At 63.0% G+C, this 16,565-nt stretch carries 6 protein-coding genes; 3 read left to right on the top strand and 3 right to left on the bottom strand.

Features of this window, described 5'->3' with window-relative positions; translation table 11 throughout:
• On the bottom strand, nucleotides 1-960 hold the full coding sequence (locus AC1RMX_RS23980; RefSeq protein WP_096821989.1) for a nucleoside-specific channel-forming protein Tsx: 960 nt from the start codon (nucleotides 958-960) through the stop codon (nucleotides 1-3).
• 407 nt (nucleotides 961-1,367) lie between these two features.
• On the opposite strand from AC1RMX_RS23980, the gene AC1RMX_RS23975 reads away from it, so the two are divergent.
• Nucleotides 1,368-11,888, top strand: a complete 10,521-nt coding sequence (locus AC1RMX_RS23975) for an autotransporter-associated beta strand repeat-containing protein (protein WP_493073177.1) — start codon at nucleotides 1,368-1,370, stop codon at nucleotides 11,886-11,888.
• Nucleotides 11,889-11,972: 84 nt separating this feature from the next.
• On the opposite strand, the gene AC1RMX_RS23970 is transcribed toward AC1RMX_RS23975, so the two are convergent.
• Nucleotides 11,973-13,343: a hypothetical protein gene (locus AC1RMX_RS23970; protein ID WP_158243873.1), complete on the bottom strand. Its 1,371-nt coding sequence runs from the start codon at nucleotides 13,341-13,343 to the stop codon at nucleotides 11,973-11,975.
• 179 nt (nucleotides 13,344-13,522) lie between these two features.
• Here AC1RMX_RS23970 and selD point away from each other — a divergent pair, with 179 nt between their 5' ends.
• Together selD and mnmH are read left to right on the top strand one after the other, a co-directional pair.
• On the top strand, nucleotides 13,523-14,557 hold the full coding sequence (selD, locus tag AC1RMX_RS23965) for a selenide, water dikinase SelD (protein WP_096823073.1): 1,035 nt from the start codon (nucleotides 13,523-13,525) through the stop codon (nucleotides 14,555-14,557).
• Nucleotides 14,557-15,660 carry a tRNA 2-selenouridine(34) synthase MnmH gene (gene mnmH / locus AC1RMX_RS23960; protein ID WP_096823072.1) on the top strand — a complete coding sequence of 368 codons (1,104 nt, stop codon included), beginning with the start codon at nucleotides 14,557-14,559 and terminating at the stop codon, nucleotides 15,658-15,660. Before selD ends, mnmH begins: the two co-directional genes overlap by 1 nt.
• Before the next feature lie 31 nt (nucleotides 15,661-15,691).
• Here the strand turns inward: mnmH and AC1RMX_RS23955 are convergent, their stop codons facing one another.
• Nucleotides 15,692-16,366 (bottom strand): histidine phosphatase family protein, encoded by a 675-nt coding sequence (locus tag AC1RMX_RS23955; RefSeq protein WP_096823071.1) that lies wholly within the window; start codon nucleotides 16,364-16,366, stop codon nucleotides 15,692-15,694.
• Between the last annotated feature and the right edge of the window lie 199 nt (nucleotides 16,367-16,565).

The following is a 16,565-nucleotide window of genomic DNA, read 5'->3' as shown; positions in this document are numbered from 1 at the left end:
TCAGAACTGATAACCGATGCCGGCGTAGTAACCCCAGCCGTTGGAACGTGCGCGGAAGTTGCCGTCGCCGAAGTTCAGCTCGCTGCCGTCCTCCCAGTTGCCGCCGTTGTGGAAGTAACGGCCGACGAGGGTGAAGCGCAGGTGCGTGAACGAGTACAGCAACACGTTGGTCGCCACCGTGGCATTGGCGGTGCGCGCCGGGTTGTCCTTGTGCAGGTCCGAGCCGAAATCGAAGTTGGTGAAACCAATGTAGGTCAGCGAAGCACCGTTGCTGAACTTGTCGATCGGCACGATGTACTTCAGTTGCGCGCGGTAGCCGTCCCACGAATATTCGTTGCTGGCGCCGTAGTTTTCCCACTGGTAACGCCCGTACAGATTGGCCGACAGGTTGACCCGCGAGTGGGTGTCGATGTCGGTACCCAAACCGCTGTACAGCGTGTTGGCGCGGTTCTCTTTGCGGCTGCCGTGGTCGTAGATCCAGTCGAACGCCACGTACCATTCCTTGAACGGCCCGATGGCCAGGCTGCGGCCGGCGAGGTAGTCGATGGAGATGCGCGGTTCGTGTTCCATGAACACCGGCGAGCCGTGATCCCACACGCCTTTGTCGTGGCTGTTGCCGATGTTGAAGATCTTCGGAATGTCGACGTAGCCGTACAGCTCGAACGGGCCCTTGCGCCCGAAGTACTCATATTCCAGATAGATATCGTCGGCCGGTTGCGGGCCGAAGCTGATGTCCTTGCTGCCGATCAGCATCAGGTCCTGGTTGTACCAGTCCGACAGGTACGCGCCTTTTTTCGGCGGGCTGGCTTCGGGGCTGAGAGCTTCGCCCTGGGCAGATTCTTCGGGCAGGGCAGGTTGCGCCAGCGCGGTGTGGCTGAGAACTCCGGTAACGCCGGCCAGTAGCAGGGAAACAGCAACGGTGCGCGCACCACGACGGCGGCGGCAGGAAGAAACGTGCATTCAAAGTCCTTTTTGCGGATCAAGGCCCGAAAAAGCGGGCTTGTACGGTTCTGTAACGAAATTGTGAGTAACGGCGACTCGCAAACGTTTGCACAACCCGTACCAGTTTCGCAAGACGCTGAAAAACAGATCAATTCAGTGATTTACCTGGCCCTTCGGTCAGGCATGGCTCAGGCCTTCCCCGAAAGCACTCAAGCCCGTGCTCAGAACGGCTCGGAGCATCGCTCAAGCGGCTTATCGCACAAAAGTATTAACACTATTTAACCGGTGCCCCATCGCAGGGCATCAACTAGCGTGTGTCTGGAATAGACGGTTTATCTGATGACCGTCATACGCTTGATACGCGTGTCGGATCTTGCCGCAGTTGCACGCCTTCAAGGATGAATTGGCCACGAAAGGAGTAGCCCGTGGAAGCAAGGTTTGGTGTCGCCCTCGTTTCGCGTTTTTCCCCACTTTCCCTTGCTGTGCACCTGAGCGTCGCCGGGCTACTGTTCGGCGGGGTCAGTGAGCAGGCGTTCGCCACCTGCTCGGCTGCCGGCTCCACGATTACCTGTTCGGGTGTCCCGACGCTGCCGCTGTTTCTCAATGACTACAGCAGTGCCACCAGCGGTCTGACGGTCAACGTCACCAACGGCGCGCAGATGAACGCGACGCTCGGCGGCAAGGTGATCAACCTGACCGGGGCCAACATCAACCTGAACAACTCCGGCACCCTCGACCCGGCCTTGCTGGGCCTGGTCTCGATCCTCAGTGGCGGCGCGTTCATCGGCACCGGTGCGACCAGCACGGTGAGCATCGTCAACAACACCACCGGGCTTATACGCGGCACCGGCATGCTGCTCGGCCTCAACCTGACCAGCATCGACGGGTTGGGGATAGCCGTGAACAACTCGGTGTCGGGCACTACGACCATCACCAACGACGGCACGATTACCTCGACCGGGCTGTCGGTCGGCGGGATCACCCTGGCCGATACCCCGGTGGTCGGGGTGTATGGCGGTTCACAAGTCAACATGACCAACAGCGCCACCGGCACGATCAACGGCCGGGTCGCGTTCGAGACGTCGGTGGCGGGCAACACTTTCACCAACGCCGGTAACATCACCGGCGGCGTGTCGATGGGGGCGGGCAGCACCAACACCTTCTACGCGATCACAGGTTCCAGCGTTAACCAAGGTGACGGTGCGCAATTGTCCGTCGGCCTCGGTGGCTTGATCGGCGTCAACCTGACCTTCGCCCCGACCGGGACGATCGATGGCGGCGCGGCGGGTACCAACACGCTGATCCTGCAAAACCCGATCGGCCTCGGCGGCGGCACCACCGGCACCGGCACGGCGTCCAGCCTGGTCTACGTCAACTTCAACAACCTGACCCTCAACAGCGGCACCTGGACCTTGCAGGGGCCGTTGGTCAGCGGCGCGACCACCCTCAATGGCGGTGTCGCGCAGTTCAACGACAACGCGGCGTTCGGCAGCGGTGTGCTGACGTCCAACGGCGGGATTCTCCAGGCCAGCAACGCCGGACTGTCGCTGGCCAACCAGATCAACCTGGGCGCCGGCGGTCTGACCTTGCAGGGCATCAACGGCATGACCCTGAACGGGGTGATCTCCGGCACTGGCGGCCTGACCAAGATCGGCAGCGGCCAGATCAACCTCAGCGGCATCAACACGTACAGCGGCAACACCGTGCTCAACGGCGGTGTGGTGCTGGTCGGCAACAACCAAGCGTTCGGCACCGGCGGCATCACCGTTGGCGGTTCTTCGAGCATCTCGGCGACGACGCCGATTTCGCTGGCTAACGCGATCACGCTCAACAGCACCCTGACCGCAACCGGCACCGGTGCGCTGACCCTGGGCGGAGTAATCAGCGGCGCCGCCAACCTGACCAAAACCGGCAGCGGCAGCCTGACCCTCAACGGCATCAACACTTACACCGGGATCACCAGCCTCAGCGCCGGCACCTTGCGCGTCGGCAACAACAACGCCTTGGGCACCGGGGTGCTCAATACCAGCAACGGCACCAGCCTCGACAGCACCGGCAACGTGACCCTGGCCAACAACGTCGGCATCACCGGTGCGTTGAACGTGCTCGGCAGCAATGCTCTGACGCTGTCCGGCATCGTCTCCGGCACCGGCGCAATCACCAAGAGCGGCAGCGCCAGCCTGACCCTGACCGGCAACAACACCAACAGTGGCACCACTGCGCTCAACGGCGGCACTTTGTTCGTCGGCAGCAACACCGCGCTCGGCACGGGAGCACTTAACGCTGCGTCCGGCACCACCCTCGATGCAACGACGGCGGTGACGCTGGCCAACGCGGTTGCACTGGCGTCGGACCTGACCATCGGCGGCACTCAGGCCCTGGGCCTGAGCGGCGTCATCAGCGGCGCCGGCAACCTGATCAAGGGCGGCACCGCGAACCTGACCCTCAGCGGCAACAACACGTTCTCCGGCGGTACGGCGCTGAACAACGGGACGCTGATCGTCGGCTCCAACACCGCGCTGGGTACCGGCGCACTGACCACGGCGGCGGGCACTACCCTCGACGCCAGCACCACCGTGGCACTGAGCAACGCCGTCGCCCTCGGCGGCAACCTGAACATCGCCGGTAACGCCAACCTGACCCTCGGCGGTGTGGTCAGCGGCAGCGGCGGGCTGACCAAAAACGGCGCGGCCAACTTGATTCTCAACGGCGCCAACACCTTCAGTGGTGGCACCACGCTGAACGCCGGGACGCTCACTGTCGGCAACGCCGCCGCACTGGGCAGTGGCGCCCTGACCGTCGCGAATGCCGCGACCCTCGACAGCAACACTTCGGTCATCCTCAACAACAACGTTGCCCTCAACGGCAACCTGGCCATCGGCGGCAGCAACGGCATGATCCTGGGCGGCGTGCTCAGCGGCGCCAGTCAGTTGATCAAGAACGGCACCGCCAACCTGACCCTCAACGGCGCCAACACCTTCACTGGCGGCACGGCGCTCAACGCTGGCAGCCTGACCGTCGGCAACGGCGCGGCACTCGGCACCGGCACGCTGACCGTGGGCGGGGCGGGCGCAACGCTCAACAGCAGCGCCAACGTGACGCTGAACAACGCGATTGCGCTGAACTCCAACCTCACCGCCGGCGGCGCCAACCCGCTGACCCTCGGCGGCGTGATCAGTGGTGGCAGCAACCTGATCAAGACCGGCTCCTCGACCCTGACCCTGACCGGCAACAACACCTACACCGGTGCGACGTCGCTGAACGCCGGGACACTGATCGTCGGCTCCAACACCGCCCTCGGCACCGGCGTGCTCAACGCCGGCAACAACACCACGCTGGACGCCAGCACCGCGACGAGCCTGGCCAACAACGTCAACCTCGGCGGTAACGTGACCATCGGCGGCAGCAACGCGCTGACGCTCGCGGGTGTGGTCTCCGGTGTCGGTGGCCTGACCAAAAGCGGCCCTGCCGATCTGATTCTCAACGGCGCCAACACCTACTTCGGCAACACCGCACTCAACGTCGGCAAGTTGATTGTCGGCAGCAATACCGCGATCGGCAGCGGCGCATTGAACGCAGCGGCCGGCACCACACTGGATACCAACACAGCTGTCACTCTGGGCAACCAGGTCAACCTGGCCGGTGCGATGAACATCGGCGGCAGTGCCGATCTGACCCTCACCGGAACCGTCGCCGGGGCCGGCAGCCTGGTGAAAAACGGCGCAGCCAACCTGAACCTCAACGGCACCAACACCTACATCGGCGGCACCACGCTGAACGCGGGTACGGTGACCGTCGGCAACAGCTCGGCACTGGGGACCGGCGCCTTGACCGTCGGCGGCGCAGCAACGCTCGACAGCAGTTCGCCGCTGGCCAGCCTGGCCAACGCGGTCGTGCTCAATGCGGCGCTGAGCGTCGGCGGCACCCAGGACCTGACCCTTGGCGGCGTGATCAGCGGCGCAGGCCAGTTGATCAAGAACGGTGCAGCCAACCTGACCGTCAACGGCACCAACACCTTCAGCGGCGGCAGCACGCTCAACGCGGGTACGCTGACACTGGGCTCGGCCGCTGCGTTGGGCAGTGGCGATCTGACCGTCGGCGGCGCTTCGACGCTGGATACCAGCACCGGCATGAGCGTCGGCAACAACATCACCCTCAACGCCGGCCTGACCCTGGCCGGCAGCAACACCCTGAACCTCAGCGGCGTGATCGATGGCGCCGGTAGCCTGACCAAGGACGGTTTTGGCGACCTGACGCTCAGCGGCAACAACACCTTCACCGGTGCGCTGAACATTGCCTCCGGCAGCGTCACCACCGTGAGCAGCGGGGCGCTGGGCAACACCTCCGGCGCCAACATCAGCGCCGGCGCCAATCTCTATCTCAACAGCAGCGCCAGCCTCAATGGGCTGAGCGGCAGCGGCAGTGTGCAGATCGCCGGCGGCAACACCCTGACGGTGGGCGGCGTGAGCAGCACCAGCACCTTCGACGGCGACCTCGGTGGCAGCGGCGCCCTGACCAAAGTCGGTACCGGGACGCTGAACCTCACCGGCAGCAGCGGCCTCACCGGCAACACCAACGTCAACGCCGGTACGCTGAATCTCACCGGTTCGCTGGCCAGCACCCAGCTCAACATCAACAACGGCGCCACCCTCACAGGTACCGGTTCGGCGCTGGGCTTCATCACCATCAACAGCGGCGGTCATCTGGCGTTGTCCTCGGGCAACACCTTGTCCACCTCGTCGCTGATCCTCACGGCCAACAGCAATGTCGACGCGAGCCTCGCCACGCCTTCGACCAGCTCGCTGATGAACATCGGCGGCAACCTGACCCTCGACGGTAACCTCAACGTCACCGATGCCGGCGGTTTCGGTGTCGGTGTTTATCGCTTGTTCAACTACATCGGCGCGCTGACCGACAACGGCCTGACCGTGGCCGGTGTGCCGGTGGGTTACGGCCTCGGCGACATCCTCGTGCAGACCCTGGGTAACCAGGTGAACCTGGTGGTGTCGGCGCCGAACACCAACCTGCGTTTCTGGGACGGCAGCCAGACGATCGCCAATGGCACCGTGGATGGCGGCACTGGTACATGGACTGCCGGCGGCACTAACTGGACCAATTCCAGCGGCACGGTGAACCAGACCTGGGCCGGCGACTTTGCGGTGTTCCAGGGCACGGCGGGCACGGTGTCGGTCAACGGCACGCAACTGTTCACCGGGATGCAATTCCTCACCGATGGCTACAACGTGGTCAACGGCACGTCGGGGCTGTTGACCGCCGTCAATGGTACCGGTGGCACCACGGCGATGCGGGTCGATCCGGGCGTGACCGCCACGGTCGGCGTGAACATCGACGGCAGCGGCATCCTCAACAAACTCGACGCCGGCACACTGGTGCTCAACGGCGCCAACAGCTACACCGGCGGCACGCAACTGGATGGCGGCACATTGGTCGTCGGCAGCAACACCGCCCTGGGCACTGGCGCTTTGATCGCCAACGCCGGTACGCAACTGGACAGCAACACCGCCGTGACCCTGGCCAACGCGGCCACGCTCAACGGCAACCTCACCGTGCTCGGCAGCAATGCGCTGACCCTCAACGGTGTCATTTCCGGCACTGGCGGCTTGATCAAGAACGGTTCGGCCAGCCTGACCCTCGGTGGCAACAACGCCTTCCTCGGGCCGGTGGCACTGAACGCGGGCGGATTGATTCTGGCGTCGAACAGCGCGCTGGGCTCGGCCACCCTGAACGCGGCGAACGGCACCACCCTGGATGCCAGTGGCGCCTTCACGGCGGGTAACGCGATCAACCTGGCGGGCAACCTCGGCATCGTCGGCAGCAACGATCTGACACTCAGCGGGGCTATCAACGGCGCCGGCAGCCTGACCAAGAACGGCGCGGCCAACCTGATCCTGAGCGGGGCCAACAACTTCCTCGGCGGCATCACTCTCAATGACGGTACCCTGACCGCCGGCAGCAACGGCGCCCTCGGTCTGGGCAACCTGACCGTGGCCGGTGCGTCGTCGCTGGACAGCAACACCTCGGTGTCGCTCGGCAACAACGTGGTGCTCAACGCCAACCTGACCAACACCGGCAACAGCGACGTGGCCCTCAGCGGCGTGGTCAGCGGCAGCGGCGGACTGATCAAGAACGGCGCCTCCAACCTGACCCTCAACGGCATCAACACCTACAGTGGCGGCACCACGCTGAATGCCGGTACCGTGACCCTTGGCACCTCGTCGGGCCTGGGCTCCGGCGCGGTGACCGTGGCGGGGGCGTCGACCCTCGACACCACTGCGCCGCTGGTGCTGGCCAACAACGTCAACGTCAATGCCAACCTGAGCGTGGCCGGTAACAACAACCTGACCCTGGGTGGCGTGATTGCCGGGGCGGGCACCCTGACCAAGAACGGTCTGGCCGACCTGACGCTGTCCGGCAACAACACCTTCAGCGGCACCTTCGACGTGCAGGCCGGCAGCCTGACTACGCTGGGCAACTCGGCACTGGGCAGCAACGCCGGGGTCAATCTCGGCGCTGCGGCGACCCTCAACCTCGGCGGCTCCGGCAGCCTCGCCAGCCTGACCGGCAGCGGTACCGCACTGATCGGCGGCGGCAACACGCTGAGCATCGGCGGCAACAACGCCAGCAGTATTTTCGGCGGTGTGCTCACCGGTACGGGCGAATTGAACAAACTCGGCACCGGTACGCTGACCCTGACCGGCCTCAACAGCCTGACCGGCAACACCACGGTCAACGCCGGCACCTTGAACGTCAGCGGCTCGCTGGACAGCGCCAGCGTACTGGTCAACAGCGGTGGCACCCTGACCGGCGGCGGCTCGCTCGGCGGGGCCGTGACCGTGGCGGACGGCGGTCATCTGGCCGGCGCCACCGGCAGCACGCTGTCGGTGAATTCGCTGGTGTTCAACGCCAACTCAAACTTCGACGTCGGCCTCGGCGCCCCGGTTTCCGGTGGCGGCAACGCGTTGGTCAACGTCGGCGGCAACCTGACCCTCGACGGCACCCTCAACGTCAGCGACATCGGCGGCTTCGGCAGTGGCGTGTACCGGTTGATCAACTACACCGGCGGCCTGACCGACAACGGCATGCTGATCGGCACCGTGCCGGGCAGCGTCACGCCGGGCGATCTGACCCTGCAGACCGCGCTGGCCAACCAGATCAACCTGCTGGTCACCGCACCGGGCGTCACCGTGCAGTTCTGGGACGGCAACCAACTCGTTGCCAACGGTTCGGTGGATGGCGGCAGCGGCACCTGGGGCACCGGCACCACCAACTGGACCGACGTCAACGGCACCACCAATCAGGCCTGGACCAACAGCTTCGCGGTGTTCCAGGGCGCGGCGGGCACCGTGACCGTCAATGGCGCGCAAACCATCACCGGCATGCAGTTCGTCACCGATGGCTACAGCCTGCAGAACGGCACGGCCGGTTCGTTGAATCTGGTCAACGGTTCGCTGGGCAATGCCACCGTGCGGGTCGATCCGAACGTCACCGCGACCGTGGGCGTCGCGCTCAATGGAGCCGGCACGCTGGGCAAATACGACACCGGCACCCTGGTGCTCAACGCGGCCAACGGCTACACCGGCGGCACCACGCTCAACGGCGGCAAGATTGTGGTTGGCAACAACGCGGCCCTCGGCACTGGCGTATTGACCGCCGCCAACGGCACGGCGCTGGACAGCAACACGGCGGTCAGCCTGGCCAACGATGTGGTGCTCAATGGCGGACTCACCGTCGCCGGCTCCAACGCATTGACCCTCGGCGGTGTAGTCAGCGGTAGCGGCAGTCTGATCAAGACCGGCGCATCGAGCCTGACCCTCAACGGCAGCAATACTTACAGCGGCGGTACCCAACTGTCTGGCGGTTCGCTGATTCTGGGCAACAACAGCGCGATCAGCAGCGGCGCTCTCAGTGTGCTGGGCAACGGCACCGTCGACAGCACCTCTGCGCTGCAACTGGCCAACGCCATCAACCTGGGGGCGCAACTGACCCTGGCCGGCAACCAGAACACCACGTTGATCGGTGCGATCACCGGCAGCGGCAGCCTGGTGAAAAACGGCGCTGGCGACCTGGTGCTCAGCGGCGCCAACACCTACAGCGGCGGCACGACGCTGAACAGCGGCAGCACCCGTGGCGACACCAGCAGCCTGCAAGGTGCAATCGTCAACAACGCGGCGCTGACCTTCGAGCAGAACAGTGACGGCAGCTACACCGGCAATCTGACGGGCGCCGGCACCCTGAACAAAACCGGCACTGGCGCCTTGTTGCTCACTGGCAACAACACCTTCACCGGCAACACCGCCGTGCAGGCCGGTACGCTCAACGTCAACGGCGTGCTCAACAGCGCCAACGTCAATGTCGCCAGCGGTGCGAAGATCGGTGGCAGCGGTCAATTCGGTGGGACTGTGCAACTGGCCAGCGGTGCGACGCTGCTTGGCGGCAGCAACGCCGCACCGTTGTCGGTTGGTTCACTGGCGTTGTCTTCGGGGACGAATCTGGACTTCACCCTCGGCTCGGCCGCCAGCTCCACGACCGTGGTCAACGTCGCCGGCAACCTGACCCTCGACGGCACGCTGAACATCACTAACGCCGGTGGCTTCGGCGTCGGGGTGTATCAGCTGTTCAGCTACGGTGGCACGCTGACCAACAACGGTCTGGTCTACGGCAGCCTGCCGGTTTCGGCGGCCAATCTGACCCTGCAAACTGCGCTGGCCAATCAGGTCAACCTGCTGGTGCAAGGCACGCCGGGCGAAGTGCAGTTCTGGAACGGTGGCAAGACCAACCCGGACGGCAGTATCGGTGGCGGCAACGGCGTGTGGGGGCCTGGCACCAACTGGACCGACCCGACCGGCACTCAGGCACTGGGCTCCAACGGCCAGTTCGCAGTGTTTGGCGGGCAGGGCGGGACGGTCACCATCCAAGGCAACCAGAACTTCACCGGGCTGCAATTCCTCGTCAACGGCTACAGCCTGGAACCGGATGCCGGCGACACGCTGACCCCGGTCAACGGGCCTGGTGGCACCCCGGCGCCAATCCGCGTGAATGCCGGCGCCAGCGCGCAGATCGATGTGCCACTGATCGGTACCGGCGGTATCGAGAAACTCGACTCCGGCACGCTGATCCTCACCGGCGCCAACACTTACAGCGGTGGCACCACGGTCAGCGGCGGTATGCTGATCGGTAACACCACCAGCCTGCAAGGCAACATCATCGATAACGCTTCGTTGGTGTTCCAGCAGAATACCAATGGCCAGTTCAATGGTGTTCTCAGCGGCCTCGGTGCGCTGGCCAAGCGCGGTGTCGGGACTTTGCTGTTGACCGGCGATCAACCGTTCAGCGGCACCGTGTCGGTCGATCAAGGCGTGCTGCAGGTCGGCAGCCGTTCAGCGCGGGCCTCCCTGGGCGGACAAGTGACCGTGGCCAACGGCGCGGCCCTGAGCGGTAACGGCAGCGTCGGTTCGGTGGTCAACCACGGTGTGGTGGCCTCCGGTGGCGCAGACGGCACCTTGAGTGTGGCGGGCAACCTGACCAACGCTGCCGACGGTGTACTGGCCCTGACCGTCAGCTCGCCCACCGCTACGCCTCTGGCTGTCGGCGGCACTGCAACCCTGGGCGGTGGCCTGCAAGTGAACAGCCTGGCGCCGTTCACCGGCAACACCGTGTATTCGCTGATCACCGCCGGCGGTGGGGTGACCGGCACCTTCAGCGCAGCCGATCTGCCGCAATATGCGTTCCTCGACACGGCGCTGGTGTACAGCCCTGACGCGGTGAACCTGGTGGTCAGCCGCAACGGCAATTCGTTCGCCGACGTCGCCGCCACGAGCAACCAGCGCAACACCGCCTCGGCGTTGATGAGCAACGGGCCGGCGGGTGCTGCGTTGCAGAACGAGATCGTCAACCTCAGCGTGGCCAGCGCGCGTCACGCTTTCGACAACCTGTCCGGGGAGATCCATGCCAGCACCGCGAGCGCGGTTCTCGAGGATTCACGCTTTGTGCGTGAAGCGGTCAATGACCGTATGCGTCAACCGACCTGCAGCGCGTCGGATGATCCACGCCGTACATTGGCACCGAGCGACACCCAACTGAGCAGCAACGGCTGCCACGGTGAAATGGTCGGCTGGGCCCGGGCCATTGGTGCCTGGGGCGACATGGGCGGCGACAGCAACACGGCGAAAGTCGATCGCAGCCTCGGCGGTTTCATGCTCGGCACGGACAAGCAACTCGACGATCAATGGCGCGCCGGGATGGCAGCGGGCTACACCCGTGGCAACCTCAACGCCCACGATCGCAACTCCGATGCCAAGGTCGACAGCTACCACCTGGCGGGTTACCTGAGTTCGCAGTTCGATGCACTGGCCGTGCGCCTCGGCGCGGCTTACAGCTGGCACAGCATCGAGACCAAACGCGACGTCAGCGTCGGTGCCTACAACGATCGCCTGAAAGCTGACTACGATGCCCGCAGTGCCCAGGTGTTCGGCGAAGTGGGTTACGCCATCAATGCGGCAGGCGTGGCCATCGAACCGTTCGCCGGCCTGGCCTACGTCAACTACGACAGCGACACCGCCAAGGAAAAAGGCGGAGTGGGGCGCCTGAAGGGCGATGCCGATCAGGACATCACCTACTCGACCCTCGGCGTACGCATCGGCAAGTTGGTGACCCTGGCCAACGGCAGCCAACTCACGCCACGGGCGGCGATCGGCTGGCGACATGCCTACGGTGATACCAAACCTGACGCCGACCTGACCTTCATCGATGGCGGCGCGTCGTTCAGCACCCAGGGCGTACCGATCGCCAAGGACAGTGCGCTGCTCGAAGCCGGCGTGGACTTCCAGATCAGCCCGACCGGCAAGCTCGGCATCGGATACTCGGGTCAGGTGTCCAGCGACAACAACGACAGCGCGATGACCATCAGCTTCAGCCAAAGCTTCTGATCATGGTCGAAGCACTTTAGCCGCCCGAAAGGGCGGTTTTTTTTGGCTAAATACGCTCGAATCCGTGATCTCGGATCATGAGTGTCAGTTCGGCGGGTTAGTCGCAGGAAGAACGGCGGCAGGTGTTGTTTTATCCACGCATGTTTGGAACCCGACTTTGCAAAGTATGGCGTCATACCAGGCTCCGCTTTTGCTTGCTGTCGAAGGTTGTGCCCGCGCACTGGAGGACTTCATTTGCAGTTGCAGCTCAATCTCTACTCGCCGATCTGCGGCCAGGCACTCTTTGAGCTCGACGGAACCGAGATTCCTGGGGCAGTTCGATTTGGGAAAAAGCGAGCCTTGCCCAGTACTCTTAACCGGGACCGCTGGCACGCCGATGAACAGACTCTCCAACTCTGCATGCACACTTTCTGCGCGTCGCAAAGACAAGGCCGCGTTTGAATCTCCCGATTTCATGACCGGTGTTCTGTCCGTGTATCCGATGATTTTTGCTGACAGGATGTGTAAGTGATCCTTTTCGAGCTTTTGTTTGGTTTCGCTGCTGAAGGTGATCAATTGTTGCTTTCCGCTTGTGCTGACTTCGTCTTCGTAAGTGTCAAAAAGTGCATCGGAGTTAAGCGTGTGGCAGGTACTGAAACTGGCTTCCTTATTGGAGGCTTTCAAAACTTTCAAGCCACTGCGATCCAACTCGATTCTGGCTTTTGGTGACCAGTCTTTTCCGTTGTATGCAAGTATTTCCACGAGACTCCGTTCGCCCAAGCCATGCCAGAGAATATTGAAGTGATGAACGATGTTGGTTTGACTGCCGCTTTTCAGGCATCCGTAGACGGAAATATCGAATTCCTTTGCAACATCGCTGACGACTTTCTGGTTCTCTTCACTCAACGCCAACGAGACATCCTTCTGTGCGATGCCGATGAATCCGAAGGTGCTGCCAATGATGAGGCCCATGACAGGCACCGCCACTGCAATCGGCAGAATCAAGGCAGTGATGAACGTGGCCACGCGCATCCTTGCACGTTGGCGAATCTGTTCAATCGTCGCGCCGGCAGCGTCAGGTTTCCAATAGATGATTGAAAGGAACAACAGGGCGCCACTGAAGACGGGCGCTGCGAGTGGTGAAAAATCATGCATTAAAAGGGCGACGATGATCAGGCAGCCGATAAAAACAAAACACATGAAAACCGCGAAGGCTTTGTCCATTTTTTTGGAGCTTTTAGTGAAGTCGTGCGCGAAATACACGCCCAGAAATCCGAAAAGCAACCAGTAGAAATAGAGCAGTCCGAAGCCAAGCGCGATAAAAATAAACACCAGGCTGTCGGCGAGAGTTAATCCTGTGGGGAAGAAGTTGATGATGAAGGCGCAGTAGCCCCAGGTAATTCCTATACCCAGCGCCACTATCAGTTTGGCAGCCAGCGTTCCGTGTTTTTCCACTGCATCCAGTAACTCAGACATGTTCTTCCTTAAATGGTGTAGAAGCGGGGGGACGTGACCGTCCACTCGGCGAGCGCCGATTCTGGTGGACTGCACACTGATGTCAATATGCCCAATCCTGTTCAGGGTGTGACGCACTCGCAGCTCCATTGAGGCCCTCTGCTAGAATTCGCCCCAGTCCCAGCCAGGAGATTGCCCCGATGAGCGAGCCCATTCGTCTGACCCAGTACAGCCACGGCGCCGGTTGTGGCTGCAAGATTTCGCCCAAAGTGCTGGAGGTGATCCTCGCCGGCAGCGGGGCGCAGAACCTTGATCCGAAATTGTGGGTCGGCAACGCCTCGCGTGATGACGCGGCGGTGTACGAGATCGATGCCGAGCGCGGCGTGGTGTCGACCACCGACTTCTTCATGCCGATCGTCGATGATCCGTTCGATTTCGGCCGGATTGCCGCGACCAATGCCATCAGCGATATCTACGCCATGGGCGGCGATCCATTGATGGCCATTGCCATTCTCGGCTGGCCGGTCAACGTGCTGGCGCCGGAAGTGGCGCGCGAAGTGATTCGTGGCGGTCGCGCGGTGTGCGATGCGGCGGGAATTCCCCTGGCGGGCGGGCATTCGATCGATGCACCGGAGCCGATTTTCGGTTTGGCCGTCACCGGATTGGTGGAAAAACGCTTCATGAAGCGCAACGACACCGCCACCGCCGGATGCCTGCTGTACCTGACCAAACCGCTGGGGATCGGCATCCTCACCACCGCCGAAAAGAAGGGCAAGTTGCGCAACGCTGATATCGGTCTGGCCCGGGACTGGATGTGTACGCTGAACAAACCCGGCAGTCGCTTCGGCAAACTGGCCGGCGTCACCGCGATGACCGACGTCACCGGTTTCGGCCTGCTCGGGCATCTGGTGGAAATGGCTGACGGCAGCCACCTCACCGCACGCATCGTCTATGACCGCGTGCCGCGTCTGGACAGCGTCGAGTATTACCTCGAGCAGGGCTGCGTGCCGGGCGGCACCTTGCGCAATTTCGACAGCTATTCGGACCGGCTCGGGCGGGTGCAGGAACTGCACAAACGGCTGTTGTGCGACCCGCAGACCAGCGGTGGATTGCTGGTGGCCGTGACCCCGCAAGGCAACGCCGAATTTCTCGCCGTGGCGGCGGAGCTGGGCTTGAGCCTGGAGCCGATTGGCGAACTGGTCGAGCGACAGACCCACGCCGTCGAGGTGTCTTGATGGACCCTGACTACGGCGATTACCGGGACATTTTCCTCAACGACCGACCGCTGATGGATGTTCGCGCGCCGGTCGAGTTTCACAAAGGTGCGTTCCCCGGCGTGGTCAATCTGCCGCTGATGAATGATCTGGAGCGGCAAAAGGTCGGCACTTGCTACAAGCAGCATGGCCAACACGCTGCCATCGAACTGGGCCACCGCTTGGTGTCCGGCGCGGTGAAGGCCGAACGTATCGAGGCCTGGGCCGAGTTTGCCCGGGCCCATCCCGACGGTTATCTCTATTGCTTTCGCGGCGGCTTGCGCTCGCAGATCACCCGGCAATGGCTCAAGAGCGAGGCCGGGATCGACTATCCGCGCATCCGTGGCGGCTACAAGGCGCTGCGCAATTTCCTGATCGACACCCTCGAGCAAGCCGTGACCCAGTGCGATTTCGTGTTGCTGGGCGGCATGACCGGCACCGGCAAGACCGAACTGTTGGTGCAGTTGGACAACGGTCTGGATCTGGAGGGCCACGCCAATCATCGCGGCTCAAGCTTCGGCAAACGCGCCACGGGGCAACCGTCGAACATTGATTTCGAAAACCGCCTGGCCATCGACCTCCTCAAGAAACGTGACGCTGGCATCGGTCAGTTCGTGCTCGAAGACGAAAGCCGGGTGGTCGGCAGTTGCGCCTTGCCGCTGCCGTTGTATCAGGGCATGCAGCAATACCCGATGGTCTGGCTGGAAGACAGTTTTGAAGATCGGGTGCAGCGGATCCTGCGCGATTACGTGGTGGACCTGTCGGCCGAGTTTTCGGCAGTGCACGGCGAGCAGGGTTTTGCACTGTTCTCTGAACGGTTGCTCGAGAGCCTGAACAATGTGCAGAAACGTCTGGGCGGCGAACGCCACCGAAGGATGCTGCTGTTGATGGAAGACGCATTGGCAGAGCAGGGGCGCAGCGGCGCAGTGGATTTGCACCGAGGCTGGATCGAGGGATTACTGCGCGAATATTACGACCCGATGTATGTGTTTCAGCGCGAGAAGAAGGGCGCGCGGATCGAGTTTGCCGGAGAGCGCGGGGCGGTGATCGAGTATCTGCGCGAGCGGTTGAATCACAAACGCTGAAGCCGGAGACCCGGCACCGGCTCCAGAACACTCAAGTCGGGCAAGTGACCTTGCCGTTATCCAGCCCCTGCTTGTAACTGTGGCTCTGCAGGCTGGCCTTGCCGTTGTGCCAGGTCAGGGTCAGCACGTACAGCGAGTCATAGTCGCCGGACGCCCAGTCCTCGGTGATGGACTGTTTCTCGCCAACAGCCTTGCCGGCGACCTTGTTGATCAGCTCCGGCAGGTAGCCGTGGGACCAGGCGGTGTAGATGGTCGAGTTGTGATACTTGTCGGCGGTCAGCTCCCGAGCCAGGTCGCTGGTGTCGTTGGCCGAGAACTCGATGTTCACCGGCAGGCCGAGCTTGATCGCGGCGGGGCTGATGGTCATCAAGGGGCGGATGTAGCTGTAGGAATTGTCCAGCTCGCCTTCCTCGACATTGCGCGTCGGGTTGGCGGCGAACACGTAGTCGGCCTTGCCGAATTTCTCCGGCAGCAGCGTCGACAGCTCGATGGCGCGGTTCAGGCCCTGGCAGTTGAGCTGGCCGAGGCCGCCGGCAGGTTTTTCCCCGTGGCGCAGGAAGATCAGGGTCTGGGTGCCGTCCACCGGTTGTGCGCGGCTTTCGCTGGACTCGAGCGACAGGAACAGCGCGCTCACCGCCAACAGAGAGGGCAGGGCCACGTAGGCGCGATGTTTGAAGCGTTTGGCGACTTTCATCAAGTTCGTCATGAGATCAGGATTCTTCAGCGTGTTCGGTTAAGGCTGACAAACCTCTACACCACGGGCTGCCGGGGCCGGGTGTTTTTCCCTGTCTTGATTGGCTTGCTTGGAGCCCCCGCAGGCCTTTTGGTTCGATCCGCTTGCCGGGGCGCACTCTAAAGGCATCGCCCAAAGGCTTGAGGGAAGGTTAGCGACAGGATGTTGCGGA

This window comes from Pseudomonas sp. GW822-FHT03F04, from assembly GCF_058801405.1.
Note: the sequence above shows the minus strand (reverse complement) of the source record. Positions and strands in the feature narration are given on the sequence as shown.